This is a genomic window from Leisingera sp. JC1, from assembly GCF_001679925.1.
In the GTDB taxonomy this organism is placed as follows: Bacteria; Pseudomonadota; Alphaproteobacteria; order Rhodobacterales; family Rhodobacteraceae; genus Leisingera.
Window position 1 is genome coordinate 164,726 of sequence record NZ_LYUZ01000092.1, and the last position, 26,726, is coordinate 191,451.

18 protein-coding genes are annotated in these 26,726 nt (G+C 59.3%); 2 read left to right on the plus strand and 16 right to left on the minus strand.

What is annotated here, in order from left to right:
- Positions 1-178: 178 nt before the first annotated feature.
- The 9 genes from A9D60_RS13555 to A9D60_RS13600 form a co-directional block, all read right to left on the minus strand.
- Positions 179-1,684, minus strand: a complete 1,506-nt coding sequence (locus tag A9D60_RS13555; protein WP_065268085.1) for a TRAP transporter large permease — start codon at positions 1,682-1,684, stop codon at positions 179-181.
- A complete protein-coding gene (locus tag A9D60_RS13560) occupies positions 1,681-2,262 on the minus strand; it encodes a TRAP transporter small permease (RefSeq protein WP_065268086.1) in 582 nt (193 codons plus the stop codon). The genes A9D60_RS13555 and A9D60_RS13560 overlap by 4 nt, the downstream gene beginning before the upstream one ends.
- 81 nt (positions 2,263-2,343) lie before the next feature.
- On the minus strand, positions 2,344-3,387 hold the full coding sequence (locus tag A9D60_RS13565; RefSeq protein ID WP_065268087.1) for a TRAP transporter substrate-binding protein: 1,044 nt from the start codon (positions 3,385-3,387) through the stop codon (positions 2,344-2,346).
- Positions 3,388-3,710: 323 nt separating this feature from the next.
- Complete coding sequence (locus A9D60_RS13570) at positions 3,711-4,409, minus strand: fumarylacetoacetate hydrolase family protein (protein ID WP_065268088.1); 699 nt, start codon at positions 4,407-4,409, stop codon at positions 3,711-3,713.
- A 173-nt stretch (positions 4,410-4,582) separates the two neighbouring features.
- Complete coding sequence (locus tag A9D60_RS13575; protein ID WP_065268089.1) at positions 4,583-5,269, minus strand: sugar transferase; 687 nt, start codon at positions 5,267-5,269, stop codon at positions 4,583-4,585.
- Positions 5,270-5,896: 627 nt separating this feature from the next.
- Positions 5,897-6,388 (minus strand): hypothetical protein, encoded by a 492-nt coding sequence (locus A9D60_RS13585; protein WP_065268091.1) that lies wholly within the window; start codon positions 6,386-6,388, stop codon positions 5,897-5,899.
- Positions 6,389-6,639: 251 nt separating this feature from the next.
- A complete protein-coding gene (locus A9D60_RS13590; protein WP_065268092.1) occupies positions 6,640-7,680 on the minus strand; it encodes an NAD-dependent epimerase/dehydratase family protein in 1,041 nt (346 codons plus the stop codon).
- Positions 7,681-7,944: 264 nt separating this feature from the next.
- The gene (locus tag A9D60_RS13595) at positions 7,945-8,649 is read right to left on the minus strand and encodes a CpXC domain-containing protein (RefSeq protein WP_065268093.1); all 705 of its coding nucleotides are present in this window, start codon (positions 8,647-8,649) and stop codon (positions 7,945-7,947) included.
- 19 nt (positions 8,650-8,668) lie between these two features.
- Positions 8,669-14,164 (minus strand): hypothetical protein, encoded by a 5,496-nt coding sequence (locus tag A9D60_RS13600; RefSeq protein WP_175392962.1) that lies wholly within the window; start codon positions 14,162-14,164, stop codon positions 8,669-8,671.
- Positions 14,165-14,514: 350 nt separating this feature from the next.
- Between A9D60_RS13600 and A9D60_RS13605 the strand changes: the two genes are divergently transcribed.
- On the plus strand, positions 14,515-14,865 hold the full coding sequence (locus tag A9D60_RS13605) for an META domain-containing protein (RefSeq protein ID WP_065268095.1): 351 nt from the start codon (positions 14,515-14,517) through the stop codon (positions 14,863-14,865).
- A 328-nt stretch (positions 14,866-15,193) separates the two neighbouring features.
- Here the strand turns inward: A9D60_RS13605 and A9D60_RS13610 are convergent, their stop codons facing one another.
- From A9D60_RS13610 to A9D60_RS13625, 4 genes are all read right to left on the minus strand, one after another.
- Positions 15,194-15,967 carry an IclR family transcriptional regulator gene (locus A9D60_RS13610; RefSeq protein ID WP_065268096.1) on the minus strand — a complete coding sequence of 258 codons (774 nt, stop codon included), beginning with the start codon at positions 15,965-15,967 and terminating at the stop codon, positions 15,194-15,196.
- Between the two features lie 13 nt (positions 15,968-15,980).
- Positions 15,981-17,339: a TRAP transporter large permease gene (locus A9D60_RS13615; protein WP_019296368.1), complete on the minus strand. Its 1,359-nt coding sequence runs from the start codon at positions 17,337-17,339 to the stop codon at positions 15,981-15,983.
- Positions 17,339-18,007 (minus strand): TRAP transporter small permease, encoded by a 669-nt coding sequence (locus A9D60_RS13620; protein WP_065268097.1) that lies wholly within the window; start codon positions 18,005-18,007, stop codon positions 17,339-17,341. Before A9D60_RS13620 ends, A9D60_RS13615 begins: the two co-directional genes overlap by 1 nt.
- A gap of 102 nt (positions 18,008-18,109) precedes the next feature.
- Complete coding sequence (locus A9D60_RS13625) at positions 18,110-19,342, minus strand: TRAP transporter substrate-binding protein (protein WP_065268098.1); 1,233 nt, start codon at positions 19,340-19,342, stop codon at positions 18,110-18,112.
- 104 nt (positions 19,343-19,446) lie between these two features.
- Between A9D60_RS13625 and A9D60_RS13630 the strand changes: the two genes are divergently transcribed.
- Positions 19,447-21,048, plus strand: a complete 1,602-nt coding sequence (locus A9D60_RS13630; protein ID WP_065268099.1) for a GMC family oxidoreductase — start codon at positions 19,447-19,449, stop codon at positions 21,046-21,048.
- A gap of 57 nt (positions 21,049-21,105) precedes the next feature.
- Here A9D60_RS13630 and A9D60_RS13635 read toward each other — a convergent pair whose 3' ends face one another.
- The 3 genes from A9D60_RS13635 to secA all read right to left on the minus strand — a co-directional run bounded on the left by A9D60_RS13635 (position 21,106) and on the right by secA (position 26,586).
- Positions 21,106-22,659 carry a phosphate ABC transporter substrate-binding/OmpA family protein gene (locus A9D60_RS13635; protein ID WP_065268100.1) on the minus strand — a complete coding sequence of 518 codons (1,554 nt, stop codon included), beginning with the start codon at positions 22,657-22,659 and terminating at the stop codon, positions 21,106-21,108.
- Between the two features lie 24 nt (positions 22,660-22,683).
- A complete protein-coding gene (locus A9D60_RS13640; RefSeq protein WP_065268101.1) occupies positions 22,684-23,604 on the minus strand; it encodes a hypothetical protein in 921 nt (306 codons plus the stop codon).
- A gap of 282 nt (positions 23,605-23,886) precedes the next feature.
- Positions 23,887-26,586 carry a preprotein translocase subunit SecA gene (secA, locus tag A9D60_RS13645; protein ID WP_065268102.1) on the minus strand — a complete coding sequence of 900 codons (2,700 nt, stop codon included), beginning with the start codon at positions 26,584-26,586 and terminating at the stop codon, positions 23,887-23,889.
- Positions 26,587-26,726 lie beyond the last annotated feature (140 nt).

Sequence of the window (26,726 nt, forward strand, 5' to 3'; positions counted from 1 at the left end):
CGGCTTTGTTTCGGCTGATTTGCATGGCGGGTCTCCCCTTGTGCGCGGTGTCGGACAGAACCAGCGGAACCCTGAAAGGTGATTCAGGTCAATCCGGGCCGTTGTCACAAAATATTTCCATATCCTGCACCAGCAGGCGGAAGACCCTCTCCCGCTCACAGCGGGAGAGAGCAGTGCGTTACTGCATAAGCATCAGCGGCAGCAGAGTGATGATCGGGAAAGCCACAAGAATGATCACCCGGACAATGTCGGAAGCGACAAAGAACATGACCGCCTTGTAGGTGTCGATCATTCGGGTCTTGCGGTCCATCGCATTGATGATGAACAGGTTCATGCCAACCGGCGGGGTGATCAGGCCGACCTCAACAACGATCAGCACCAGCACACCGAACCAGATGGCAACATATTCTGCCTCGATCCGGTTCACCCGGCCTTCGGTTACACGGATGCCCAGTTCCTTCATCTGCTCGCGGGTGAGTTCGGCCCCAGTTGCGATGGCATCCTGTATCGAGGCCAGCATCTCAGCTCCCATCCCTTCAGGCACTCCCGCCCTCAGGACTTCCATGGCCGCATCGGCCTGCATTGCAGGCAGCGACAAAAGACCAAAATCCATCGCCGAGATCACCGGGAAGAAGATCGGAATAGTCAGCAGGATCATCGACAGCGAATCCATCAGGCAGCCGAACACCAGGTAGAAGGCGAGGATCAGCGCCAGCACCATCCAGGGGCTTAGGCCCTGACTCACCACGAAGTCGGCCAGTTCCTGCGGCACCTTGGTCAGCGCCAGAAAGCCGTTGTAGAAACCTGCGCCCAGAACGATGAAGAAGATCATCGCAGTGGAGCGTGCGGTCACCAGGAAACTATCCGCCAGAGTTTCGCGGTTCAGACCACCATTGAGCCAGGCGATCAAGCCGGTGCCGAACGCCCCCACAGCCGCGCCTTCCGTCGGGGTGAACCAGCCCAGGTAGATACCGCCAACCACAAGGCCAAACACCAGAAGCACCGGCCATACATGGAACAATGCGGCAAAGCGTTCGCCCCACGGGACCGGCGGGCGAGTCCCTGCGCTTTCCGGGTACAGGCGGACATAAATGGAAATCGCAATGACATAACCAAGCGCCGCCAGCAGGCCCGGAATGAAGGCCGACAGGAACAGTTTGGCGATGTTCTGCTCGGTCAGAATTGCGTAGATCACCAGCACAACCGAGGGCGGGATCAGGATGCCCAGCGTGCCGCCAGCCGCCAGTGTTGCAGTCGAAAACCCGCCAGCGTACCCGTATTGCTTCAGCTCCGGCAACGCGACCCGGCCCATTGTGGCTGCAGTAGCCAGCGATGAGCCGCAAATTGCGCCGAAACCTGCGCAGGCTCCAATGGCCGCCATAGCGATACCGCCCTTGCGATGGCCAAGGAACCCTTCGGCCGCCTTGAACAGCGCAGTGGACATACCGCCCAGCGTCGCGAAATGCCCCATCAGCAGAAACATCGGAACGATGGTCAGCGAATAGGAAGAAAAGGTCGTATAGGTCTCGCTTTTCAAGCGGCCAAACGCAACTTGTGTTCCATCAGTCACCCAGATCAGCCCGCCAAGACCGACCAGAAACATTGAAAGCCCGATAGGAACCCGCAAAAAGATCAAGAGCATCAGAACCGGGAAGGAGGCGATGCCAATTTCAAGAGCTGTCACTGTTCACCCTCCACGCCGTCCCAGATCAGGATGCGGCCGGTAAAGAATTCGATGGTGCGCACGGCACCCATGTAGATACCCACAATTGCGGCAACGATCGCCGCCAGCAGGCTGATGGCGTAGGCCCACCAGATCGGGAACTCGAGCAGGAAGGAGGTCTCTCCATTGGAGTATTTTCCAGCAAGGCCTTCCGCCAGCCGCCAGGCGATCAGCACCAGAACCGCAGCAAAAACCACTTCGGTCACCATCCGAAGGAACCGTTTCACACCGCGCGGAAACGCATTTGCCACAACATCGACCGAGGCGTGTCCAGCGGTGATCTGGCACAGCGGCAGAAAGGCAAAGATAGCAAAGGCCACCCCGGCCTCGACCAGCTCAAAGTCGCCATTAACTGGTCCGACCCAGCCCGTCATCCATTTCGAAAACCCGGGCGCAATCCGCTCCATCAAATCGCCATGGAACAAACCGTTGAGCAAACGCCCAGCGATCGAAACACATGTCAGGATGATCAGAAGAGTGAGGACCGCACCGCCCAGGTAGGCCATTGATTTGGCCAGCCGCATCATGAGCTTGTGCATGGTTCTGTTGCCTTGTTCCGGTATGCAAAGGGCCGCAGTCCCAATGCCGCGCGGCCCTTTACCTTTTTCAATCCAAACGCCTTACTGGTACTGCGGCGTGTATTTCTCGATCAGCCCGCTGGCCTCTTCGATCAGCGCAACACCATCGATGCCCTTTTCCTTCATATCAGCAATCCACTGGTCATAGATCGGCTGGGCTCGTTCGCGCCAAACAGCTGTCTGCTCCTCATCCAGAGTGATCACATTGTTGCCCAGGTCCAGCGCAATTTCCCGCGCAGGCCCGTCTGCATCCGCCTGGGTGCCACCGGCAAATACGGAGAATTCAAGACCGGAGTTGTCGTCGATCGCCTTCTTCAGATCATCGGGCAGGCTCTCATACTTCTCCTTGTTCATCGCCAGAACGAAAGTCAGGGAGTACAGCGCCTTGCCGGTGAATTCGGTGTGGTTCTCCACCAGTTCCGGAATCTTCAGTGCCGGGGTCACTTCCCACGGGATGGTGGTTCCGTCGATCACGCCTTTGGACAACCCTTCCGGCACCGCAGGCACCGGCATCCCGACCGGGGTTGCGCCCAGCTCTGTCAGCAGCGCATTGACCGAGCGGCCGCCGCCGCGGATCTTCATGCCCTCGAGATCCTCAGGCGTTTCCACCGGATCCTTGCTGTGGATCATGCCGGGGCCATGCACCCAAGTGCCCAGGATATGCACGTCCTTAAACTCGGTGTCTTTCATGTGCTTGTCGAACATTTCCCAATAGGCGTGCGACACGGCGCGCGCATTGGTCATCATGAACGGAAGTTCGAACACCTCTGTCGAGGGATAGCGGCCCGGGGTGTAGCCCACCACGGTCCAGACGATGTCAGCCACGCCGTCAATGGCCTGGTCCATCAGCTCCGGCGGCTTGCCGCCCAGCTGCATTGAAGGGAAGCGGTCGATCTTGATCCGGCCCCCGGACGATTCCTCAACGTTGTCCGCCCAGACATCCAGGATCAGCTTCGGCACGTTTGCCTGTGCAGGCAGGAACTGGTGCAGTTTCAAGGTAACCTCTTGGGCAAAAGCCGGCATCGCACCGAACATTGCCAGGGCCGCTGCGCCCGCTGCCCCCATAAGCTTTCTGCGAGTGGTCATTTGTGTCCTCCCTTTGACCAAGTCACTTGCCGGAGTGGACGCTTCCGCAATTTTGCTGCGCCGCTTGGCAAACTTCTTTCCATTTCTGCCGCCAAATCCCCCCAAATGGGTTCGTTTAACGAACCAGTTGCTTCCCTGCTATTAGGTGCGTTTGTAACCATCAACAGCAGATTATGCATTTCCTACTCATGAAATCTGTCAGATTTCGTTCCCTACGGCGAAAGGCCGCCATAATGTTACGAAATATACAGACACCCCATCCAAATTGATACATATTGAATCAGCCGCCTGGCAACAACTATCGAGCCAGGGACCGCCGTGCGTCATTCCGCAGCAGCCAACTCCAGACCAACAGCGGGCAGCCCGTCGATCCCGCCGCGTATTCTGTCGCCACTTTGCACGGCCCCAACTCCGGCAGGTGTACCGGTTAAAATCAGGTCGCCTGGCCGCAGGTGATAGAATCCGGACAGGTGGCAGATTATGTCAGTGACGGACCAGATCATTTCTGAAAGCGTTGCTTGCTGCCGGATCTCTCCGTTCACTTCCAGCCAGATGCGCTGATCTGAGGGGCCTCCCCATTCTTGCGCCGGCATCAGCGGCGCCAGCACGGTTCCGTTTTCCAGGTCCTTGCCCAGATCCCAGGGCCGCTGCTTCTGCCGCTCAAGAATCTGCAGGTCGCGCCGGGTCATATCCAACGCACAACAATAACCATATACAGAGGCACGCGCGGCATCCGGTGAAGCCCGGAACACATGCGCGCCCAGCGCCACAGCCAGTTCCATCTCATAGTGAAAGTTTTCAGTGCCTGGGGGATAAGGCACAACCGCATCCGTCAGAACCGCATTTGCGGCCGCCTTGGTAAAATAGAACGGCGCTTCGCGGTCCACCTCGTTTCCCATCTCGGCGGCATGGGCGGCATAGTTGCGCCCGACACAGAATATCCGCCCTACAGGATAGCCAGTATCTTTCCCCCTCACCGGAACAACCGGCGTCTCCGGAAGCCCGAACAGAAGCTTGCTCATCGGTGTTTTCCTTATGTGTTCCTGCCTTCAGGTTTCATCCCAAGTCAGACCCATAAGTGCCGTAGCTGTAAACCCCTGTTGACGGTGGCAGCATGCACCGGCCCGGAAATGAAACTGCCGGAAGGTTTTCCTTGCTCGCTGACCTTTGGAAGCAATCGATAGAACACCGCCGCTCAGCGGCCTGTGGCACCCAGTACTGCGAGGCCGGTTCTGGCGATGATCTTGAGATCGGCCGCGAAGCTGCGGCGGCTAAGGTAGTCCACGTCCAGCGCCACCCGTTCCCTATAGCTGATATCATTGCGCCCCGAGACCTGCCACAATCCGGTGATGCCGGGCGTCTGGGCCAGATAGGCCGGGGCGCTGCTGCCGTATTTGGCCAGTTCTCTGGTGACGATGGGGCGCGGGCCGACAAAACTCATCTCACCCTTCAGCACATTCCAGATCTGAGGCAGCTCATCCAGGCTGGTCTTGCGCAGGACATGACCCAAGCGGCTGATACGCGGATCATTGGCCAGCTTGTGATCGCGCTCCCATTCGGCAGCGGCTGCGGGATCGGCATCCAGATGCGCTTGCAGCCGGGCTTCGGCATCCGCCACCATGCTGCGCACCTTCCAGCATTTGAACGGCTTACCGTCCCGGCCGACCCGGGTGTGGCCGAAAAAGCCGGGGCCGCCATCGCGGCGTGCAAGGATCCACAAGAACAGGATGACAGGGGCAAGCACGGGCAGCAGCAAGAGCGCAAAACCGGTATCGAAGACCCGCTTGCCGGCCCTGGCGTAAAAACTGGCCGGTGCCTGAGCAGGCAGGCGGTGATCAGCAGAGCCCTCTACGGAATACGCAGTCAGTGCAAAATCCTGCATCGTCAAACACCCGGAATGTAAAATAATTCAACCAAAACCCACACGCCAAACGGGATGGGCAGGGGTTCAATACACCCAGTTTGCAACAAGTTTAAGTAATAATTTCTATACTTTTGTAATTTGGCTGCAGCTTGCCGCCCCGGCCTGATCACGGCGGAGTTCAAACCTCGCTCCAGCGCTTCAAGGTCCGAACCGGTACTAGTGCCGGGCCCGCCAATGCCGGCGCCAGCAAGCCCAAGCTGGCATCAGTTTTCACCCTGGTGTGCGGGTTTCCGGCAGCATTGCCGCCGGCCTTCACATTGCTGCTGCCTTTGCCCGTGCAGGTTCCGTGCCCATTGCCCGTGACAAATGCGGCAAGCCGGGTAAAGCAGTGCGCCGCGCATGCGGCAGCTGCAGCAGTCGTAAAGGATTTCATTGCTCCGGCCTCACCAGATCAGGATTTGCTCCCTTTTCAAGATCGTTAACATTTTCCTGAAAACTGCGCAATTCCGGCGCAAGGCGCCGCCGGAAATGGCCAGCAACTGTGCCCTTACAGACCCGGATGCATCAAAAACCCCGGCGGAGGCAGCACACCGGGGTAGAAATTGTCTGAGTGTGAAAGCCCCTCCGCGGGGCAAGGCGGCGCGCTCAGGCGGTGCTGCAGGCGGGCACCCCCATGCGGATGATTTCGCTGCCCTTGATCTTGTGCACCCCGGAAATCCGGTTGCGCCCCTCCGCCATGAACCAGGACTGCAGCGGCGCCGGGTAGTATTGCGCCATCACCCGGCTGAAATAGTCGAACTTCTCCTGCGTCAGGCGGCGCCCCCCGCGCGAGGGGCCGTGGAAGCCGAAGGTGGTGGCCGGGTCGACACAGGCGCCCGGCAGGCCCAGGAACATGGTGCAGGTGGAATAGCAGACCCTGCCGCGGATCTCGACCCGCACCCCGTGCTTCTGCAGGTTGTGGAGCTCGATCAGCCGGTCATGCAGATAGCCGCCGCGGTCGCTGCCCACCACATAGGTCTGCTGGGCCGCCGCCGCAGAGGGCTGCAGCAGCAGCAGCGCCAGGCCGCAGGCTGCGGCCGCCCGGGCGGCCAGGCGAAAGGCGGAACGGGCGCGGGTCAGGGGTGCAAAGGCCGGCATGGTTAGATCTCCAATGCAAAGACGGGCGTTGGAGACTGGATAGACACCCCCTGCGTGCGCGCCGGGGTGCGGATGTGGCAAAAGTTAGTACATTATCAACATTTTAGCCCGCATGTTAGGAAAATTTTAAGGGGTCTTAACGCAGCCCGCCGCCGCAGGCGCAGACCGGGCAAGCCCGCTCAGATCAGCCCGAAATCCCCGGCAGCAAGGGCCGCGGCCGCAACAACACTCGCTGCATACCGGCAAGTTGCTCATCCAGCGGCGTGCGGCAAGACTGCTTCGCGGTAGTAATCCTGATACCAATCCACGAAGCGTGAAATGCCCTCATGCACGTCGGTCTGCGGCTTGTAGCCCGTGAGACTTTGCAGCAGCGACGCATCAGCCCAAGTCGCTGGCACGTCGCCGGCCTGGATAGGCATCAGGTTCTGCTGAGCCTTGCAGCCAGTCGCCGCTTCAATAGCTTCTATAAATGTGGTCAGCCGGACGGACTCGGAATTGCCGATATTGACGACCCTGTGCGGCGCGACCGGCGAAAGACTGTCCCCCTCCGGCACAACACCGTCTGCCGGGCGGACCGGCACTGCATCCAACAACAGGCGGATTGCCTCAACCAAATCAGTGACATAGGTAAAGTCACGTTTCATATCGCCGAAATTGTAAACGTCTATCGGCGTACCTTCGAGGATCGCCTTGGTGAATTTGAACAGCGCCATGTCGGGCCGCCCCCAGGGGCCGTAGACGGTGAAGAAGCGGAACATGGTAACCGGCAGATCAAAAAGATGCGCATAGGAATGCGCCATGTTTTCAGTCGCCTTCTTGGTGGCTGCATAGAAGGACATCTGGTGATCGGCCTTCTGGGTTTCCTTGTAGGGCATTCCGGTATTGGCGCCAAAGGCCGACGACGTGGAGGCCAGCAGCATGTGGCGCGGCGGATAAGCGCGGGCAGCCTCCAGGATTTCAAATGTGCCGGTTATATTGCTTTCCAGATAAGACCGCGGATTTTCGATGGAATAACGTACCCCGGCTTGGGCTGCGAGATGCACAACGTATTCCGGCCTGTGCGCTGCAAACAGATCCAGCATGATACCCGGCTCTTCAATGCTGCGGTTGACCACTGTGAAATCCGGGTGCTGTTCCAGCATCGCCTGACGGTCTTTTTTGAGCTGGACACTATAGTAGTCAGAGAGGTTATCGATACCCACAACGCGAAAGCCGGCTTCCAGCAGCAACTGGCACAGGTGGTAGCCAATAAATCCGGATGACCCGGTGACAAGAACGGTTTGCTGGGTCATCAGTCTGCTCCTGGATCTGTCTGAGCTGCCAAGGTTGAAGCCCGGCGCGATGGTGCTGTTTTCGCGGGTGCCACGGCATCCGCTGTACATTATGGCAAACCGGGTTGGGTCACGCCATACCCGGTAGCCTTGCCCAATACGCAAGCCATCGAAAAGGTTAAACAACCTAGGCTGTTCCACTCTCCAGACAAACGAGGTCTACCTGCAAAATCAGGCCCGCCAGCGGCCTTGTTCCCGTTCTTTCAGCCAACGGCGGGCAAACATTCAGCCAGGTTGCCGCCCTTCGCCCATGTACAGCTTTTGCATATCCACGAAGCAGCCGTTTTCCAGCCGCTGCCGGATCACTGCCCAGCCTTCAGGGTTGCCCTGGATGGCCCTGTAAAGTTCCGCCGGGATTGTCATGTATTCGAGAAATTGTTCTGACCCGGTTTCCAGCCAGGCGAAGACATAGCCATCAGCCTCTTCATCCGCCTCGACCAGGCGCAGTTCGATGCCTTCGGCCATTGGAACCGACTCCACGCTGCGCAGGATATGCAGCTTCATCATCTCAACAATCGTGTCATCAAGACCCAATTGCTTGACCAGGAGTTTCTCCCGCACCGCAGGCCAGCCGAAGGTCAGACGCACCGCCAGTCCGTTGCCGACGTCGCGCGCTGCCGCTGGAGCCTGCGCCCCATAGCTGGTGTCAAACAGCGCCTTGGCTTCGTCCTCCAGTTCCAGGTGGTCGCGCAGGCGGCTGGCCGGCATTGCCGCGATCCATTGGCCGCGGCCCGCATCCAGGTAGTTGAACTGCGGCTGCAGCCGGAAGCCTTCGCCGCAGGCGCCGCATCCGGTGTCCTGGAACCGGTCCTCCAGGATGTCTTCGCGCAGATCTGGGCGGCGATCAGCGTTCACGCTGCCCACGGCCATCATGGTCACCGGCGCTTCGCAGTGCGGGCAGACCAGGTTGACGGGGTGAAATAGGGACATTGGTCAGCCTTTCAACGGGTCAGAGTTTCGACAGCCAGCCAACGGCGGGATGGTTCGGCTTCAGCTTGCCGGAGTGGTAGGCGGCATAAAGCTCCGAGAACCATTCCCCCGGCGCCCGGAACTGGTAGCCTGTGATCCCCTTGGCCCGCTCGCTCAGCAGGTAGGAGTTCCAGGCGTTGGGGTAGCTTTCCTGGTAGACTACCCCGCCGATCGCCAGCTTCTTGGCGGTGGCCATGCTGGACCAGGGCTGGGCTGGTTCAGACGCCATATCGACAAACGCCTCCATCTGGACGCGGCGGCTTTCCCACTCCTCGTCGGTGCATGCTTCGTCTTCCGGCCTGGGCGGCACATGGGCACTTTTGTTATGCGCCATGTATTCGGTGACATAGGCGGTGTCATAGCTGAATTTCTTGGCAATCTTGTCGGCGATGCCGGAGATATCCATACCATGCTCGGTCCAGCCGCCGTATTCCTTCTTCTTGCCGTTGCTGTTCATAAAACCATGCTTGTCGTCGACCGCATGGCCAACCTCATGCAGGGTGTTCCAGTTGAAGAAGGTGACCGGTTCGTCATTGGCGGGCTTGCATTTCTCCAGTTCGGCCCGCTCTTCCGGGGTCGCGGCGTCATCCAGGCTGCCGACGGCATCGTCACTGCCAAAAGCATAATTGGGCGAAGCCCCAGCATCGCCTTCATGCATAACGATCCGCTTCTTGTCCCCTTGATACATTGAACCGCCTTTGGCGGCCTCGTTCACTGCGAAGTTTTGCAGCGAGTCATTGTTCAGCGTGTGATCCAGCGGCAGGTCCTGCATTGCCTTGTAAAAGGCTACGATATTCGGCCCCTTCAGATTGTTGTCGGCAATCTCTGAGGCCGGAGCCAGGTTTTCGTTGCTGAAGTTCTTAATATCGCAACCGAAACGCGCTTTGAACGCAACCTTGACCACGGCGCGCTGCGCTTCCGGCTCCAGATTGTCGATCATCGCATCAAGTTCTGCCGTGCCATTGGGGCGCGACAGAATTTCTTTGATATCGTCTTCCTTGGGCGGGGTATTGGCACGCATTTCTGCCATCACAAAGGCGCTGGTGCCAATTGCGCGGGCCTCTTCCAGCAGCTTGACACCATCGCCAGGCTTCTTGACGGCGACCGCCGCCGCGGCATCACCCAGCTTCTTGCGCATAGTGTCGATGCTGGGTTTTATCGCGTAACGGTGCTCGTGCTTTTCCAGCACTTCCAGGCGCGGCTCCACCTCCGGTTTGGCGCGAAGTTCCTTATATTTTTTGTGCTGCTCCGCCATCTCCATCGCGGTTTTGGTTTGGGTGATAGCAGCTTCGATATCGGCGCTGACCTTGGCGTAGTTCTGGCCGCCCTTGGCGGCTGTTTCGGCACCGTCCAGCAGCTTTGAAACCGCGTCCGTCTCATCCTTCACATAGGCGGCCTCGGCGTGGCTTGTGACGGGCGGCAGGGCGGCTCGGGCGCGGCTGATTTCCTGCTCGATGAAGGCATATTGTGAAATCACCTCATCAGCAGTGTTGCAAGCTTCCAGCGCTGCTTTGAGATGCCCCTTGGCAGTCTTTGCGTCCAAGCCGTCTTTCTGGCAGTTTTCGATTTCGGTATTTGCAGTGTCCAAGTGGGTCTTGGCCACGGCAGCGTTTTCACGGCTGCCGACCACCTTGATCGACAGTTTCGCGGCCTGAACCTGTGGCCACCAGGGCGCGCTATCCTCATCGCCGCCGATTGCAGAGTTCACCGCTTCAAGGATGCCATGGGTATTGGCGGAACTGATCGCCTCCTCGGCAGAGCTGGCCACTTCCTCGGCCATGGTCTTGGCAGTGGCATAATCGCTGGAAGCCAGTTTGACCAAATTATCATACTTGGTGGTCAACCGGGTTAGCTGAGCCTGAATCGCGTCGGCGTGCTTGTGGCCCTTGGCCTCGGCCAGTTTGGTCTCAGCGGCGGCACGGGCGGGTTCAAAATCGGACGAACCCTTAACCGACTTCAGCAGCGCCTTGGCGTCCTCGGCAATTTGCTTCAGCAGCTTGATCGCCTGAGTGTAGTCGTTGTCGGTCAGATCGGTCCGCGCGGAATCGAGCTTGGCGGCCGCCAGCCTGTCGGTCAGCGCCTTGATCCTATCCTTGGTAGCAGCATTGTTTTCCGGCGCCAGCGCATCCACTGCTGCCTGGGTGTCAGTGACGGTCTGATCATAGGGCGCTGCTGCGGCCAGAAGCAGTTTGCAGGCCTCAATCTTTTGATACGCCTTTTCGAACATCCGTAGCGCAGCGGAATAAGTATGCGCGGCCTTCATAGCCTCGTATTTGGCAAAATCAGCATCGGCGCGGGCAATCTGATGCACCCCGGCCTCCTTGCCCGGGCCAATCAGCGTGGCGCGTGGTGTTTTAAAGAAGGGGGTTTCCCAGCCCAGCACGGTTTTCAGGTTCTTCAGATCCTCGTCCGTTGCCTTCTCCCAGCCTGCGGCGGCCTTGGCCTTATCAGCGGCGGCCTTGAAATCGCGGGCCGTCTGCTTGGCGGTGCTTTCGTCGAGCAGGTCCTGGATCTCGGTCTTGCGGTGGGTCAGCTGGGTTTCGACATCGCCGCCCTCCGTGGTGATCTTGGTGATTATCGCGGTGGCCTTGGTGCGGTCCGCCTTGATGGTCTTGTAAAGATCTCCATCCGCGCGGGCTTGTTCGGCGATCTTGCGGGCGGCACCAAGTTTGGCCTCGGCGCCCTTGTAGTCATAGGCATCCGGCTTGATCAGGTCGTCAGCTTCGCCGGTCAGCCGGGTGATGTCATCCAAATGCGGCTGCAGACAATTGGCATCGTTCAGCGGCGCCAGCGTTGCCGCCTGCGCAGCCAGCGAGCCCTTCAGCTCGCCATACGCACGGTGCTGGTGGATCAGCACCATGGCCATCTTCAGGTTGGAGATGGCACTGTCCAGGTGCGCCCTGGCATCATCATATTTCTTGGCCGTCTTGGCTTTTTCGGCTTCTGCCGCAGGCAATTGCGCCTTGGCGATCAGCGCGGTGAAGTCATTTCCGGTGTCCGCCGCGACCACCTTGTCGCGGATAGCGGTGAAGACCTTGAAGGCCGGATCCCAGTTCTTTTTTAGATCGTCGAGCGCGGCGGTATCGGTCATCCCGTCCAGCTCCACCGCGGACTCTGCCGCTGCCTTGGCGCTGTCAGCGCGTTTTTCGGCGTCCGCGACGCAAGCATTGGCAGTGGTGAAATCTTGTTTCAGCGCAGCTGCCGCTGCCTCCGTCATCAGTGCCTTGGCGTCTTCCACCATCGCTGCAGCCTGCGGTACGTTTTTCAGGGGATCGATTTTACCCTGAACGGCCACACGTTTTTCCTTGTAGGACTTGCAGGCATCCGCTTGGGCGGTCGCAGCGGGCCATTCGCCCTGGGAGGCGTCCAGCAGGGTCAAGGCGGTCGAGTATTTGTGCAGCACCGCTTCGGCCTTGGCAGAGGCAAGGTCAGCCTCCATTTTGAGGATGATCACCTGAATGCCCGAGGCACCGTCGTGGTCCTTGAACTCTTTCAGCTTCGCCTCGAAAGCGGTGAGCTTGGGGCCGTACTGCTGAACAACCGGGATTTCCTTTTCGATGAAGGGGCGGATATCCCAGAACTTACCCAATAGCTTGATAGACTCGGTGTAATCCTTGCTCGTGGCCACGTCTGAACTGGTGTAAAAGCCATTGGCCTCATCCAGCTTGTCTTGCAGCAGTGCCTTGACCGGCGCAGCAAGGCCTGCCCAGCTGTCGACCCAGGTCTTGGCCTTGGGCCGCCAGTCTTCATAAAGCTTGCGCTGCTTGCGCACCTTGGCGGTTGTTTCATGAACCTTCGCGATCTCGTCCAGCTTCTGGATGCCGTCCTTGAATTTCTTGGCTGCCTTGTCCTGCTGGGCTGCGTCGTAGAGCCGCTCCATCGCCCGCGCGGCGTCGTCCACCGCCGGGTCGCCGACGGTTACTCCGCGGGCGGCATCGGCCAGCGCCTTGCGGTCAGGGTCGAGCGCCATGAAATGGGCGAACTCATCTGCCAGGATTTCGGCCTTGGCAATCGCCATCTCGGCCGAGGCTAGGTCGGCGGCGGCGGTTTTCAGGTCGTGCGCCTTGGCCTTGTCCACCGCAGCGGTGCGCAAATCTTTGATGCGGGTGATCTCTGGCGCGATTTCAGGTGCTGCGGCCTTGGGGTGGCTGGTCAGCGGCACCATCCGCAAGTCAAAGATCTCCAGCGCCTTCTGGAAGGCGGTCTTGGCCTGGGTGTCGGCGGCAACCGCCTTTTCCAGCGCATCCAGTGCCTTTTCACCGGCATCCAGCTTGGCGCCGCTGGCGTCCTCTGGCTTGGCTTTGGCCTGTGCGGCCAGTGCTGCGACCTTGTCGAGCGCGGCTTTCCATTTGTCCGGTGTCTGGCTGGCTGCTTCCGGAACCATCGTGTTGTATGTCTTGACCGGCCCGTCCTCCAGCGCCTTGAGCGCGGCCTCGATCCGGGCGATCTGTTCGTCGACAGTGGCATCCCCGGTCTCGCTGGTGGTGTCGCCGGAGGGCGGAGCAGCCTGCTCCGGCGCCTTGGCCGGTGCCTCTGGCTTGGTGGTTGTGGAAGCGCCGCCATCGCCTGCCGTCGCCTCGGCGGTTGCCGGAGCCTCCTCGCCGCCGGTGTCCGCGGCGGCCTGGCGGGCCTTGGAAATAGCCTGGGCCAGCGGGCCGACTGCCTTAAGCGCGCCTTCGTAATCCGGCGGGCTGGCAGCTGCGCGGGCTTTAATCTGAGTCCAGACGGTTTCGATCTTCTCCGACTGCGCGGTCTTCAGTGCCAGCACCTCGCCGATCAGCGGCTCCAGCTTGGCCGCTGCCTGTTGCCACTTACCTTCCAGCAAGCTTTGCCGCTTTGCCCGCGCGGCCGCGTCCTGGGCGGCGGTTTTCATCTCCGCGGAGAGCTTGGCGACATGCTCCAGAGCGGCGGCAAAACCGCTTCCATCTGCCTTGGCCTGGATCGCCTTCCACAGCGCCTCTGCCTTGGAGAGGTCGATACCAGCAATGTCCCGGAGCTTGGCCATGTTGGCCTCCACCTTGGCGGCGGTGGTTTTCCACTTGGCCTCTGCCGGATCCGGTTCCGCGGAGGGGGCGGCCGGCGCATCGGACGGCGCTTCGGTGGCGGTGTCGCCGCTGGAAGCCGGAGCAGCCTGAGGCGTGTCCTCCGCCGTTTCATCTGCGTCATCATCTTCCGATTCGACGACATTCCCGGAAGGGTCGAGAATGAGGATCTTGTATTTGAGCCCGACCACCATGAACATCTTCTTGGCTTTGCGGGCCATGCCGGGCAGGATCTTGCCCTCGACCGACATCGACAGTTCCTTGCCGTCCAGCTTCAGCATTCCGAAGGTGAACTGCGGCGTCTCTCCGTCGGATTTGGCCTGCTTGCCCAAAACCTTGGCGGCCTTGGTCTTGTGGGTCAGGAAAACCGAGTTTTCGATTTTCTTGCCGAAGCACAACCCAAAGGCCAACTCACGCTTGCGCGCGATTGCCATCTGTTGCTTGATTTCTTTTGCGGCGGATCCGTCAAGAGGCATGGGGCAGCTCCCTGGACTAAAAAACTGTTTAAAATTAACGCCTTAACTTCGCGCTCCCTTAAGCGTCGCATGGAACCCGGAGTCCGGCAAGATTTTTTTCTTGTCAATCGCCTCAGGCTGCGCAGACTCAAAACCGATGCGCATCGAGGTGAGACGCTGATGATGTTCCAGCCAGTCGGTTCTGCCGAATGATGGGCCTGCGCCCCGCTCAGGCCGCGATATTCGCGGCCTTTGCAGGGGTTTGCGGCGGGCTGGCCGTGTGCTCTTTTGCCTCTGATAGCGGGACCGGACAGAGCGGAGGAATTCCCATGGCTTCAACCACGGCAGCAGACCTCGACGGCGCCTGGATCGTTCAGAAGGTCAAGGACGTCGACCTGGAAGCTTTCGATGATCTGCGGTTCGATTTTGACGCTGGCACGCTCTATGGCTCCAGCCCCTGCCGCAGTTTCACAACGACCTTCGGACCTGACTTGCACAACCTGATGTTTTCGCCTGTCCAGACAGGTGGCGGGCTATGTGACGAAGAGACTATGATCATTGAACGGGACTTCATGCAGCAGATCAGTCTGGTTAACCGCATGGAAGTGGATAAGGAAGGTCAACTGGTCATGTATAACTTTGATCAGCCACTGCTTTGGGCCAATCGGCTGCCTGGTTAACACAGCGCCCAGGCGGCTATGCCTTCGGTTCTCCCTTGATCAGGTCGGTTGCGTGTTCTGTTGTCCTTGACCCGGAGTACGGGGGGAACCAGTGAATGCCTGGCCTCCACATCGATGTTTATGCAAACCGATTAGCCCGGCGGCCGGCATTCGGCTATGGCAAGCAGGTCGCAGGTGGTCTTGCGGCCAAAAACACAGTGCGAATATGGAGAGTCGTAAAAACTATTCTAGTCAAACCAGGTTTCGGAAACCTGGTTGAACGCCATAATGGGCTAACCTCGTTGAATCGCGAAAATTTCCGGCACTGACCGTGCTTCGATCTGACCTGTCAGGACAAACGAGCCAGTTCCACTGCAGCCTTCTGCAGTTCTGGAAGGAACTCCATCAGTTCCTGCAGGCTTCGGCGTTGGGCCGGAGCATGCACTGAGAGTGTGGCAATGAGCCGGTTGCGCGCGTCTTGTACAGGGACCGCAACGGCGACCATTCCAGCAATGAATTCCTCATCATCGGTGGAGTAGCCGAGGCTGGAAATGGCCTCCAATTCCGCACTGAGTTTATCAGGGTCGGTACAGGTTTTTGGGGTTACCGCCTCCAGAGACCGAGCCCGCAACACTGCGTCAAGGGTGTTTGCCTTCAGTGTCGATAGGTACATCTTGCCGCTGGCAGTGCAGTGGAACGGAACCTGAGTGCCAATTGGCAGCTGAATACGCAGCGGCCATTTTGTTTCCACCCGGTCCAGATAGATCATCCCCTCCCGGTCCGGCGTGGCGAGGTTACAGGTCTCGCCCAGCTCCTCGGCCACGCTCTTGAGGATGCTGAGGCGGGCCGTACGCAGATGCTCCGACGACATGGTGTTGAATGCCAGCTTTCGCAGCCGCGGGCCTGGCCCGTAGGCCCGTCCGTCAAGGTCGCGCTGCAGGAAGCCCTCGGCCTCAGCCGTCTGCATCAGCCGGTGCACAGTAGGCTTGGGCAATCCCATGGCCTCGATCATCTCGGCCGGCTTCACCGCAACGCCGCGGCGGACAACCTCCTCCAACAGCACCAGCAGGCGCAGGTTGGTGGGGATCTGCCCCTCTTTCTTTTCCGGCGCATCCGCTGCCATCGCCGCCTCATCGCTACTTGTTGGGCAGCAGCACCAGCGCGAAGTCAGGAACCAGGGAGACCAGCACCCAGACCCCGATCAGGGCTGCAAGGTAAGGAACCGTATAGCGGAGCAGGCGGAAATACGGAACACCGGTCACACCGGATGCGACGTATAGGTTCAGCCCGTAGGGCGGGGTGATGAAGCCGATGGAGGCACCGACCAGGAAGATCACCGAGAAGTGAATCGGATCGACCCCGACAGAGGCCGCAATGGGGGCCAGGATCGGCGCCAGGATGATGGTCACTGGCAGGCTTTCCAGCACCATGCCGGAGAAGAAAACGATGACCATCGAGGTGAACAGCACCGCGTGGTAGCCGCCCATCGAGGTGACAAACCCGCCGATCGCCTGCTGCGCTCCGAGGAGCGACAATATCTGCTGCATCACCACCGAAATTGCGATCAGGGGTGCCAGGATGCCGGTGATCTGGGCCGAGCGCACCACGATGCCGGGGATCTGCGGGATGGTGAAGCCTTCGACCACCAGCATTTCGGCATAGGATTTCTCTTCCCAGGTCTTGTCGCTGCGGGCGCCGGTAATCTTGGTCACGACCCAGGACAGCACACCCGCGATGACGCAGAAGCCAACAGTCACACCCGCCGCTTCGGTGGGGGAGAACTTGCCGGTGTAGATGCCCCACAGAACCAGCCCTATGGCAAAGAAGCCGAGCCAGGCTCCAAAGGCGGTTTTCAGGACCCGGTTCAGTTGCAAGGGAATTAGGAAGCCCCAGCCGTTCTTGCGGCAGATGATCCAGCAGGCGAGCTGCATGCCGATGACCATCATCGCGCCAGGCAGGATGCCCGCGACGAACAGGTCGGAAATCGGCAGGTTCATCAGGAAACCGTAGACGATGAAGATGATCGACGGCGGGATGATGATGCCCACGGTGCCGCCTGCGGCGGCGGTGGCGGCAGAGAAGCGCTCGTCATAGCCGCCCTTAACCATTTCCGGGTGCAGCATCGAGCCGATTGTGGCGGTGGTTGCTGAGTTAGAGCCTGAAATGGCGGCAAACAACCCGCAGGCGCCAAGCGAAGCCATTGCCAGCCCGCCGCGCATCCAGCCGAGACAGGCGTAGGCAAAGTCAGAAAGGCGCCGGGCGATTCCGGACTGGTTGATCAGGTCGCCAGTCAGGATGAACAGCGGCATCGCCAGGAGCGCAAAGCCCTTGTTGAACACATTCAGGAGCTCCGCACCCATGTTGTCGAGCGTCAGCCCCAGCACGAAGGAGCAGCCGATCACCCAATAGCCGATCACCAGCAGCACCGGCACGCCAAGCATGAACAGGAAGGTGACCCCAATCGAGATCAGCGTGACCCAGGTTCCCGTATCCATTACACGTCTCCTCCGATCACGGCCTGTTTGATCAGCGGCGCGCCGCTGCGGAAGTTTCCGATGTCGTCTGCCAGATTTTCAAACACCCGGGCGATCATCAGAACAAAGGACAGGGGTGCGGTGATCAGGAACCACCACTGCAGCACGCTGTCGGTGCCTAGAACAATCTGGAAGTTGGAGGCCGACAGCGCCGTCAGCCGGGTGGTGGTGACAAAGACGATCACCGCAAAGCCGAACCACAGCACCGCATCCAGGGCGAGGCAGCCCATCTGCGCCCAGCGCGGCATGACGGTGCGGAATTCCGAGAAGCTGAGATGGGTCCGCAGCCGCACATTAAAGGCCGCGCCGAACCAGGCCATGATCATGAACAGCAGCGGCGGAATGGTGGTGGACCAGGGCTGCTGGTTCTTGAACACGAAGCGGTCAATCACCCCCCAGAAAATGATGAAGGCAATCGCCAGGTAGCTCCACACCATGATGGTGCGCTCCAGATGACGGTCCAACAGCGGCACCAGCCGGTAGACTATCATCACCAGAAGACCGCCGATTGCGGCAGCGGCGGTGCCCAGCACCCAGGCGGCATTGCTTTCCAAAGCGTTACGGATTTCCCAGCTGTCCTGGGACGCGAAGGCGCTGAAAATAGCGGCGATATCCGACCAAAGCTGCATGTGTTCCTCCCCTCATTGCCCCTGTGATCCTGACGGATCCTGTCAGGCAAACAAGGCCGACGCAGTCTGGCGCCGGCCCTATGCTCATTGATCAGGCCTTTGTCAGCCCTTCCACCAGCGGCGCGGCTCCACGTTTTCGGGCTTCATGTCTTTGTCGACTTCGCGCGCGATGTTGTAGATTTCCTGGTAAGTGTCGATGCCGCCAGCCCATTTGTTCAGGCGGTCGCGCCACTGCTCCCATAGTTGCGGCTGGAACTCGGGTGAGCACATTTCCTCGGCCATGCGGATTTCGCTGTCCGGCAGGAATGCCGGTCGCACGCCGTGTTCCGCAAACACCGTGCCCGGCAGCTGCGGGTCGGAGAAGCCGACGGTCTTCACCAGCGCCGCCTCGTTTGCAGCCTGCACATGGGCCTGTGCCCAATAGGCGCTCTCCATCACCGCGTCCTGCAGGTAGCCTTCGAGGCCGTCAAAAACCTTGGCGGACATCGAGGTGTGCTCGGTGCCGCAGAAGAACTTGAGGTCAACGGACTGCGAAACCACCGGTGCCATGTTGGCATAGGCCACTGCGGAGGCCCAGGTTTCGGCGCCGTCGATCAGGCCCTGCTTCAAACCGTCGAGGGTTTCTTCCCAGGCCACTGGCACCGGGTTCAGGTTCAGCGCGTTCATGGCGATCCGGCCCAACTGAGTGCCGGTGACACGGTTTTTGGTGCCAAACAGCTGTTCCAGCTTGGTGATGGTCGGCTGGTCCTTGTATTTCAAGCCCAGCTGGATGCCGCGCAGCTCGCAATGGCTGAACAGGAATTTCAGCCCGTGGCGCTTCTCCAACGGATCGCGCAGGATTTCTTGGCTCTTAGGGTGATAAAGGAAATGGTACTGGGACGCGCGGCCCGGGAACATAAAGGCATAGTCCAGCACGTTCAGGTAAGGTGCGCCGCCGGCCGAGTTCTGGGTTGAAGCGGCATAGATATCGACAATGCCCTGCTGCGTTTTCTCAACGCAGCTCAGCTGGCCGCAGATCTGGTTGTCGCCGATGAACTCAATGCGGATCTCGCCGTCTGTGCGTGCTTCCAAGTCACGGGCGAATTCCAGTGCCCCTGCCCGCTCGATCAGCAGGTTGCGCGCGTTGAAGCCCGAGGCGCCGAACTTCAGTGTGTGCTTGGCGGGCTTTGCGTAGCGTTTTTCATAGGTTGATTCCGCAGCGGAGGCGAGGTTCGCCAAACTCATCGCGCCACCAAAACTTCCTGCCGCCAGAAGGGTCGAGCTCATCCCGTAAGTCCCTGCCACCCGGAACAGATCCCGCCGCGTAATACGGCCCAGTTTGTTAGTCAGCCCCATAATTCTCCTCCCTAAGATCAATTATTGAGACGTTTCGTATCAAAAAACGCTAGACCAATTTGCGCATCCTGTATAGAAGTTTTTTCATCGGGAGTTCGGGAGGAATGGATTTGGACGCGGATTTCATCGTCATCGGCGCTGGGTCTTCCGGCTGTGTTGTCGCCAATAGGTTGAGTGCAAACCCGCAAAACAAGGTGGTTCTGCTGGAAGCCGGAGGACGTGACACGAATCCCTGGATTCATATTCCGGTCGGCTATTTCAAAACCATGCACAACCCGTCGGTGGACTGGTGTTACAGGACCGAACCGGATCCGGGTCTTAATGGCCGCTCGATTGATTGGCCGCGAGGCAAGGTATTAGGAGGGTCTTCCTCGTTGAACGGACTTTTATATGTCCGCGGCCAAAAAGAGGATTACGACCGCTGGCGCCAGATGGGCAACGAAGGCTGGGGCTGGGAAGATGTCTTGCCGCTCTTCAAGCGCTCCGAAGATCAGGAGCGCGGCGCGGATGATTTCCATGGCACAGGCGGCCCGCTGGCGGTTTCAAACATGCGTATCCAGCGCCCAATCTGTGACGCATGGGTGGCTGCCGCGCAGGAAGCAGGATACCCGTTCAACCCCGATTACAACGGAGCCGAGCAAGAAGGCGTCGGCTACTTCCAGCTCACCACCCGTAACGGCCGGCGTTGCAGTGCGGCAGTCGCCTTCCTTAAACCTGCGCGGAACCGGCCCAATCTGCAGATCATCACAAATGCCCTCGTCGAAAAGATAAGTCTAGACGGGCGCCGGGTGACAGGCGTCAGCTACCTGGACAAAGCAGGCCAGCGCCACTCCATCACGGCCCGCAGGGAAGTCATCCTGTCCGGCGGTGCTATCAATTCACCGCAAACATTGATGCTGTCAGGTATCGGCCCGGCTGACCAGTTGCAGGCCAACGGTATCGAACCACTTGTCGATCTGCCCGGGGTAGGCCAAGGGCTGCAGGACCATCTGCAGGCAAGACTGGTTTACAAATGCAATGAACCAACGCTCAATGACGAAGTCCGCAGCCTGTTCAACCAGGCCCGGATCGCCTTGAAGTATGCGCTGTTCCGGGCCGGACCGATGACCATGGCGGCGAGTCTCGCAACCGGTTTCATGAAAACCCGGACTGAAGTGGCAACGCCTGACATCCAGTTCCATGTGCAGCCCTGGTCAGCGGACAGCCCCGGTGAAGGGGTACATCCATTTTCCGCCTTCACAATGTCGGTCTGCCAGCTGCGCCCCGAAAGCCGGGGCGAAATCCGGCTGAACGGGCCGGACCCCAGGACCTACCCAAAAATCTTTCCGAACTACCTTTCCGCCGAGACCGACTGCCGGACAATCGTCGACGGCATCAACATTGCCCGGCGCATTGCCCGGCACAATCCTCTGGCATCCAAGATTGCCGAGGAATTCCGCCCCAGCGCTGGCCTGGCAATGGAAGATTACGAAGGAACACTGGATTGGGCGCGCAGCAACTCGGTTTCAATTTATCACCCCACTGGGACCTGCAAGATGGGAGCGGGGGAGAATGCAGTGGTAGATGAAAAGCTGCGGGTTCACGGCGTTGAGGGGCTGCGTGTAGCCGATTGCTCTATCATGCCGGAAATCGTCTCCGGCAACACCAATGCGCCCGCAATCATGATCGGGGAAAAGGCCAGTGATCTGATCGCCGAAACTGGTTAAACCATTATTAGAGCGAATACTTAGGGTTCTGGTAAAGCTGAGAAAACAGAAGCACGCTTACCGTACCCAGACCTCTACCCTCCGGTTGATCTGGCGGCCCCAATCGCTATCATCGCAGGCCATCGGCAAGACCTCACCAAATCCCTCAGTCCGAATTTTCACGCGGCTGACGTCTGCGGTTTCCGCGGCCTTGATCACCGCATCACGCACAGCTCCAGCCCGCTTCATTGCGATCTGCCTGTTGCCATCGGCCGGGCCGACCCCATCGGAAAACCCCGCGAACACAAGCTCCTGAGCATCGAACTCGCCTGCTTCGAGCGCCCGGGCCAATTGTTCGATGTTGCTGCGGGACTGGGCGTCAGGGCGCGACGATCCCGGCTCGAACCGGAATGTGGCTGTTAATCTCCGCATCCCTCCCAGGGCGGTCACCAGCCGCTGCAATTCAGTCAGGCCGCCTTTCTGGTCTGCAGCCAGAATAGCATTGGACAGGCGGTTCCCCTGGCGGCTCACCGGGATTAGTTCCGGGGCCTGATCTACAAAACCTGCGCGGCGGATCACTGCCTGCGCAGCGGGTCCGCGCACATAAGCGAGGAAGTCGCGCGCTACCTTAGGCAGGCGCCGGGCCGGCAAGTATAAAAACATCGGCACGGTCAACGGGTAATCCTCGGTCTTTACCGCCTGCCGGCTGGCCTGCAGCGAAAATCCGCAAGGTCCTGAAAGGGTCAAAACCCGGGCTGCGCCTTTCTCAGCGTAACTGGCTATGCCGATGGCAAAGGGATCAATCAAAACCCGCCGGACCAGCGTGCTGCTGCGGTCATGACGGTTGATCTTGGCAGTAAAGCCTGCGCCGGTTGGCGCCATCAGTTTGTCTTCGACTGCTTGTGAGAGACCGGAACCGGACACAGGCATATGAATGGAAATGGGAGCATCTGGGCCGTCAAGCTCCTGCCAGTTGCTGATCCGGCCGGACAAGATACCAGCCAATTGCGGCAAGGTAACCTCACGCACGGGATTTGCCGGCGCGACAACTGGCACAAAAGCATCCAGCGCCAGGATCCTGCTGCGCCCGGTCCCGGTCAAATCCCCCAAACCTGCGGCCCGCGCGGCCTTGCGTTCCAAAACGCGGATCTCACGTGTTGCCATCGCAACATCGGCCTCATCCGCAACAAGCGCTGCGAACCCAGCATCTGTATTACTGACTGCAAATGTAAACCGTGCGGCGGGCTTCTGCCCTCGCAGCAAGACATGGCTGAAGTTTCCCTCAGGCAGCGGCTCCCGGCGTGTCTGGTAGCCATTGCGCAACGCAAAGCCTTCAATCAGCGCCGGCAACAGCACCTCCGACATGGCGGAAGATCCAGCAAAAGTGATCTCCGCAACAAAGGCAGACAGGCTGGGACACCCTGGCCCATCGCAAGCCACACCGGAGCCATCCACGGTGAGCTCACCGAACTGTGTCTGTACTCGGTAGAATTCGCCATCAAACCCCAGCAGCGTGCCGGTGATCTCAACTGTGCCATCCGGAGAAGACAGGGTGACATCCTGAGCTGCAAGACCGCGTGCCAGGACTGTCAGAAAAAGTGCGGCACAAACGGCCGCACGCAAGAAGGTCATGTGGATACCTGAAGTTACCGCAAATCAGTTGGCGGCAATCTTCAGGTCTTCGAGAAGATTATTCAACACCAGAAAGCTTCCCTGAGCTTCGCAATCTGGCATTCCCATCACCAGATCGCGGCTGCTGAGCCTGCCACCGGTCAATTGCAGCGCTTGTGCGAAGATATCCCGTCCGCAGTTTCCTCCGGTCACTTCGGCTTCTGCTGTCAAAGACACTGTTCCGGATTGACCCGGAAGGCTTGAGGGCAAGCTGTAAATTTCTGCGATCCTCGGAACCAGAAGGCTTTGTTCTCCCAGCCGATCTATCCGGCCCATGCCAGCATGGTCCTCTGCACCGTGCCAGACGTGCCCCTCACCTCCATAAGCGGCACCGAATTCCCGGGCGTGCAATTCGAGGCCGCTATTACCGCTCCACTGCACTACGACACGCTCAAAATCTTCGATACCATCAACCTCGGCCACCGCTACGGCACCGGAACCGGAACCGCTTTGAGTTTCAGCGATAAACACAGCAGTTCGTGTCAAGGCCGGCACAAAAGTTTCGTAACTCCCAGTGTCATCCAGGGAAACGGCGAAGCTCATTCCGCTGTGATGCACTGTAAGACGCTCATTCGGGCGGCACGGGGCGTCAACGGACAGCTTAACCATCGCCAAAGGAGCTGCTTCGGCTTTAGCCATCGTCTGGCAGGAGGCTTCATTCACCGGTTCTGCCCTTGGCAAGCCAATTGTTTCAGAAGACGGGCTGGAAGGCGCGGAGGTCAGAGAAATCTTCTCGATCAGAAGGCTCTCCGTTTCCGGCTCCGCAAATGTCCCAGTATCTGCCGCGGCGGGCTGGCCGGTTTCGCCGGTCCCCCAACGCGTTTCGGATGCCTGCATATAGACGCCGATGCCCAAGGCACCTGCAAGCGTCAATACCCCCGTCAGCATTACCTGTTTGGTCAGCATGAAGCCCTCCTGAGACAGACTGCTTTTCACAGCCTGCCCCTCAATGACGGCCAGTTTGTGGCTGCAAGCGGGAGAAAATCCGGCGAATTACCAGCCTTCGTTGCGGTCCTGGAAACAAAATCAGGGGCACTCCCGCGCCTGCGGTTTTTGGGGCCGCGCAACGGCCTTAGGCCCGGCGCTGCACACAGCACAGCGCCTGACGGGAGCGCTCTTTGCCAAGTGTCCTGTCACGCAGCCCGCCAAGGGCCGCGAAACCGGAGACCGATAGGAACGAAAGGTCAATCAGACCAAGCTGCCGTGGCAATGCTTGAACTTCTTTCCGGATCCGCATGGGCACTTGTCGTTGCGCGAAGGATTACCCCAGGTTGACGGATCGCCCTCTACAAAACCTGGCACGGCTGCGTCTGCCGACGCTTCCGCGCCAGTGGCTTGTGCCGCCATCTGCTGCATGGCTGCCTGACGGGCTGCCATCTCCATCAGCATCTGCTGCTGCTCTTCCTCAGTCATCGGACGCACCCTGCTGAGCTGCTGGGAGACTTCCTCACGCAGACTGTCAAGCATGCTTTCGAACAGCTGGAAACTCTCGTTTTTATACTCGTTCAGCGGATCACGCTGCGCATAGCCGCGGAACCCCACCACCGAACGCAGATGCTCCAGCGTCAGCAGATGTTCACGCCATTTCTTGTCGATGGTCTGCAGCAGCACCTGCTTTTCGATGTTGCGCATGTTTTCCGGGCCGAAGGCCTCAGCCTTCTCCGCCATCATCTTATCGGACGCATTCACCAGCCGCTCGCGGATTTGTTCATCGTCAACACCTTCTTCGGCTGCCCAGTCTGCAACAGGCGCGTCAATGGACAGCATTTCGCGGACCTGTTCCTGCAAGCCCTCCGTGTCCCACTGGTCAGCGTAGGTTTTGGGCGGCATATGGACGTCGAGAAGGTCATCGATCACTTCATGGCGCATGTCATTGGTGATTTCCGACAAGTCTTCAGCAGCCATGATTTCGCGGCGCTGCTTGAAGATCACCTTACGCTGATCATTCATCACGTCGTCGAACTTCAGCACGTTTTTGCGCATGTCAAAGTTGCGGCCTTCGACTTTTGCCTGGGCTCGTTCCAGCGATTTGTTCACCCAAGGATGGATAATCGCTTCGCCTTCCTTCATGCCCAAAGACGACAGCAGCTTGTCCAGACGCTCAGAGCCGAAGATCCGCATCAGGTCGTCTTCGAGGCTGAGATAGAAGCGGGTGCGGCCAGGGTCACCCTGACGGCCGGAACGGCCGCGCAACTGATTGTCGATGCGACGGCTTTCGTGCCGTTCAGACGCCATCACAAAAAGGCCGCCGGCATCCAGCACTTTCTGCTTTTCTTCCGCGTGTTTGGCTTCCTCTGCGGCACGCAGTTCCGCTGGATCGGCCTCGGGGTTGGCCGCCAGCGCCTCCAGCACCTTCATTTCGACATTACCGCCGAGTTGAATATCGGTACCGCGGCCCGCCATGTTGGTAGCGATGGTCACCGCGCCGTAGCGGCCGGCATCGGCGACGATCTGCGCCTCCTGCTCGTGGTGGCGTGCATTCAGCACATTGTGAGGGATGCCTTCCTGCTCCAGCATCTGGCTCAGCAGTTCCGACTTTTCGATCGAGGTTGTGCCCAAAAGGACCGGCTGCCCCTTTTCGTGGGCAACCTTGGCTTCCTTGATCATCGCCTCGTATTTCTCACGGGCGGTGCGGTAAACCTGATCGTCCTCGTCAACCCGGGCAATCGGACGGTTGGTCGGCACCTCAACAACGCCCAGACCATATATTTCCGCAAATTCCTCGGCTTCCGTCATTGCGGTACCGGTCATGCCGGAAAGCTTGTCGTAAAGACGGAAGTAGTTCTGGAAGGTCACGGAGGCCAAAGTGGTATTCTCCGGCTGGATCTGCACCTCTTCCTTGGCTTCAATGGCCTGGTGGAGGCCTTCGGAAAGGCGGCGGCCTGGCATCATCCGGCCGGTGAACTCGTCGATCAGCACCACCTGGCCGTCGCGGACGATGTAATCCTTATCCCTCTGGAACAGCTTGTGCGCCCGCAGAGCCTGGTTGACATGGTGAACAACTGTGGTGCTTTCCGGATCATAGAGCGATGCTTCGGCCTCCAACAGCCCGTGTTCGCGAAGGGTCTGCTCCAGATACTCGTTGCCTTCCTCAGTGAAAGTCACGCCGCGAGTTTTCTCGTCGACCTCGTAATGGTGTTCCGCCAGCAGCAGGATCACTTTATCGATGGTGGAATAGAGCTCGGAGCGGTCTTCCGCGGGACCAGAGATGATCAGCGGGGTACGGGCCTCATCGATCAGGATCGAGTCAACTTCGTCAACAATGGCAAAGTTGTGCTGCTTCTGAAACACCTGGTCCAAAGACGGCTTCATGTTGTCGCGCAGGTAATCAAAGCCCAGTTCGTTGTTCGTGGCATAGGTCACGTCGCTTTGGTAGGCAGCCATCTTCTCTGCATCTGGCTGGCCCGACCAGATAACGCCGGTGGTCATGCCGAGCTGAGCAAACACCTTGCCCATCCATTCACTGTCGCGCTTGGCCAGGTATTCGTTCACCGTGACCACATGCACGCCCTTGCCCGTCAGCGCGTTCAGGTAGGCAGGGAAAGTCGCCACCAAAGTCTTGCCTTCGCCCGTCTTCATCTCGGAGATGTTACCCTGATGCAGGAAAACACCACCCATCAACTGGGTATCAAAAGCACGCAAGCCCAAGGCCCGCTTGGCCGCCTCCCGCACATTGGCAAAGGCTTCGGGCAGCAGCGCATCCAGTTTTTCGCCATCCAGCGCCCGCTTGCGAAGTTCTTCGGTCTTGGCAATCAGCCCGTCATCGCTGAGCTTTGCGAAGTCTTCTTCCAGCCCGTTGATCTGAGCAATCAGCGGCCGTGTCGCCTTGACCTTGCGGTCGTTAGGTGTACCGAAAACCTTTTTGGCGATTGTTCCGAAACCCAGCATATCTTCTCCAGCGATCCTATATCCGGCCCATGCATCGGGCAGGCTTGCCCGCCGTGACCGCAACCCATAAACAAAGGTGGAAAGACGGTCCTGCCAATGGCCTCAAGGCGATGTAAGCGGCAGGGTATAGAGTGTCAACG

Excerpts from the sequence above, each read along its gene's own strand:
- A9D60_RS13570 (WP_065268088.1), bottom strand. The coding sequence starts at position 4,409 with ATGAGCAAGCTTCTGTTCGGGCTTCCGGAGACGCCGGTTGTTCCGGTG.
- A9D60_RS13600 (WP_175392962.1), bottom strand. The coding sequence starts at position 14,164 with ATGGCAATCGCGCGCAAGCGTGAGTTGGCCTTTGGGTTGTGCTTCGGC.
- A9D60_RS13595 (WP_065268093.1), bottom strand. The coding sequence starts at position 8,649 with ATGTCCCTATTTCACCCCGTCAACCTGGTCTGCCCGCACTGCGAAGCG.
- A9D60_RS13575 (WP_065268089.1), bottom strand. The coding sequence starts at position 5,269 with ATGCAGGATTTTGCACTGACTGCGTATTCCGTAGAGGGCTCTGCTGAT.
- A9D60_RS13565 (WP_065268087.1), bottom strand. The coding sequence starts at position 3,387 with ATGACCACTCGCAGAAAGCTTATGGGGGCAGCGGGCGCAGCGGCCCTG.
- A9D60_RS13620 (WP_065268097.1), bottom strand. The coding sequence starts at position 18,007 with ATGCAGCTTTGGTCGGATATCGCCGCTATTTTCAGCGCCTTCGCGTCC.
- A9D60_RS13560 (WP_065268086.1), bottom strand. The coding sequence starts at position 2,262 with ATGCACAAGCTCATGATGCGGCTGGCCAAATCAATGGCCTACCTGGGC.
- A9D60_RS13635 (WP_065268100.1), bottom strand. The coding sequence starts at position 22,659 with ATGACCTTCTTGCGTGCGGCCGTTTGTGCCGCACTTTTTCTGACAGTC.
- A9D60_RS13610 (WP_065268096.1), bottom strand. The coding sequence starts at position 15,967 with ATGGCAGCGGATGCGCCGGAAAAGAAAGAGGGGCAGATCCCCACCAAC.
- A9D60_RS13590 (WP_065268092.1), bottom strand. The coding sequence starts at position 7,680 with ATGACCCAGCAAACCGTTCTTGTCACCGGGTCATCCGGATTTATTGGC.
- A9D60_RS13630 (WP_065268099.1), top strand. The coding sequence starts at position 19,447 with ATGGATTTGGACGCGGATTTCATCGTCATCGGCGCTGGGTCTTCCGGC.
- A9D60_RS13640 (WP_065268101.1), bottom strand. The coding sequence starts at position 23,604 with ATGCTGACCAAACAGGTAATGCTGACGGGGGTATTGACGCTTGCAGGT.
- A9D60_RS13585 (WP_065268091.1), bottom strand. The coding sequence starts at position 6,388 with ATGCCGGCCTTTGCACCCCTGACCCGCGCCCGTTCCGCCTTTCGCCTG.
- A9D60_RS13625 (WP_065268098.1), bottom strand. The coding sequence starts at position 19,342 with ATGGGGCTGACTAACAAACTGGGCCGTATTACGCGGCGGGATCTGTTC.
- A9D60_RS13605 (WP_065268095.1), top strand. The coding sequence starts at position 14,515 with ATGGCTTCAACCACGGCAGCAGACCTCGACGGCGCCTGGATCGTTCAG.
- A9D60_RS13615 (WP_019296368.1), bottom strand. The coding sequence starts at position 17,339 with ATGGATACGGGAACCTGGGTCACGCTGATCTCGATTGGGGTCACCTTC.
- secA (WP_065268102.1), bottom strand. The coding sequence starts at position 26,586 with ATGCTGGGTTTCGGAACAATCGCCAAAAAGGTTTTCGGTACACCTAAC.